This window comes from Oleiphilus sp. HI0132, assembly GCF_001635845.1.
Genome location: NZ_LWGJ01001271.1, coordinates 1 through 1,834, shown reverse-complemented (window position 1 = coordinate 1,834; position 1,834 = coordinate 1). Strand labels below are relative to the sequence as shown.

At 42.6% G+C, this 1,834-nt stretch carries 2 protein-coding genes; both read right to left on the bottom strand.

What is annotated here, in order from left to right:
* On the bottom strand, positions 1 to 277 hold a 277-nt coding region (locus A3766_RS19220), incomplete at its 3' end, for a hypothetical protein (protein WP_197479632.1).
* On the bottom strand, positions 264 to 1,691 hold the full coding sequence (locus tag A3766_RS19215; protein WP_068511981.1) for a hypothetical protein: 1,428 nt from the start codon (positions 1,689 to 1,691) through the stop codon (positions 264 to 266). The genes A3766_RS19215 and A3766_RS19220, both read right to left, overlap by 14 nt.
* Positions 1,692 to 1,834: the final 143 nt, after the last annotated feature.

Sequence of the window (1,834 nt, the reverse complement as noted above, 5' to 3'; positions counted from 1 at the left end):
CAGAAAGCTTCGCTGAATCGTGCCCGAATAAGATATTATCCATAATTGTAATATCTCCTGTTTCAGGATTGATCTCTGCCTGGATACCATCTGCATTAAGCTGTTCACTAATCGCTTGAATTACAAAAATACGGTTTTGTTGGCTTTGTTCGTGACGCTGGCTAAGAAGTAACATAGTCGCCACAACGAGCAAGGCGAAAATCATCATCAAACCCGACATCAAATCCCCAATTGACATCCAATGTGCATCAGACTCCACTGCATCATGCTGGCTCATGCGTCAAATCCTTTGAATGCTCTGTAGAATCAGCAATACTTGCCGCGGTTGCTAGAACTTGTGCTACATTCAAGAGCTTGGCGTGCACATCAGTCGATGACTTATTAACTGACTTAATGTACTCATCAAGAAACTCTCTGCTTGAACCATGATAATTGGCTACCTCGTTTAAGAGTTCCTTCAGTTGGGCGTTTTGGTGATCAGAGCCTTCTTGAATTTGTTTGAGCAATTCACGTGATGTGCCGACCACCTGATTCAACACAGCCTCTATTGAAGCAACTAACTCTGCATCTAATGACGGCATTTGTGTAGCCAGCGCATTCAGCGTTTCTAAGTGCGCCCCAAGATCGGTGTTTAGCTTTTCCAAGGTTTCATTGAGAATTTCACCTGCCGAAATGAGCTGCTGACTTAGTTTTTCTCCTACTTCCTGTTGGAATCTATTTAGAACGTTTTCGATGCTAGCAATAGACTCCTGTTGATGTTCGCGCAGTTTGTCTACTGTCTGGTCGAGCTCTTCTCCCAGCGGCAAAAGTGATTCTGTTAGTTTAGTAACCGAAGTAGTGCTCTGATCAACAAGTCCCGCTGTACTTTCTAGACGCACCTGAATTGGTTCAATTACTTGAGACCTAAGGTCATCCATCATCTTTTGTAGTACCTGCTCGCCATTTTCTTTTTTTATTTCACTTAAGACATTAAGCTCTTCACCTATACGTTCTAACATCGGAGAAAGTGAGCTAGTCATTTTGTCAGCAATCGCATCAGCATTAAATGACCTAGCCGATTCCGCCATGGCTTGTGCAGCATCAACCATGTCATTACTACCCATACTCGCCACCATGTCAGACATATCGAATAATCTAAAACCCTTTGATTCTAAGGCTTTGATTGATTCAATATTCTGGTTTCGAACCTTTCTCAAAAATATGGTGTGGCGTAACAAGCTCAAGACCAGACCTCCAATAATACCCGCTACTGAGGTATAGAATGCGACTTTCATACCTTCTAACAGCCCACCAATCGAAGCTAGTAACTTGTCGGAAGAGCCTTTGGCATGCAAATCAAGTGGTTCCAAATCACTTAAGCCGTAACTAATTCCAAGAAAGGTCCCTAGTACGCCCAAGGAGGTTACAAAGGCGGGCATCCAGTCGAAGCCAAGACTCTTTTCTTCAAGTGCTTCTGGCCACTTTCGAATACAAATTGGACCAGAATTTTGCGCAGAAACAATACCATGTTTCGACTTTAGCAGTTGCGCGGGAGTACTTTCTAATAACTCCTCCTGTAGCTTTGCCTTATCTTTCTTGTCTACAGTCATGACCTTGAGCCACACCGCCAAGGTAGCGAGAGTGAAAAAACCGATAAAGGCAAAAAAGGTGGTGTTGATGTTTGATTCAAATAAAACTGATAGATCAATCATGTTTGTAGTTCCTGACAAGTACAGCTAGTTCATTTTTAGTTAAGAATTCTTCGGCCAGTCTCTTTGGCATATGAGCGCCGTCCGTATATGGACCTATTTTATTAGGCAAAACGACGGAATAAATTTCTTCTGATGTCTCTTCA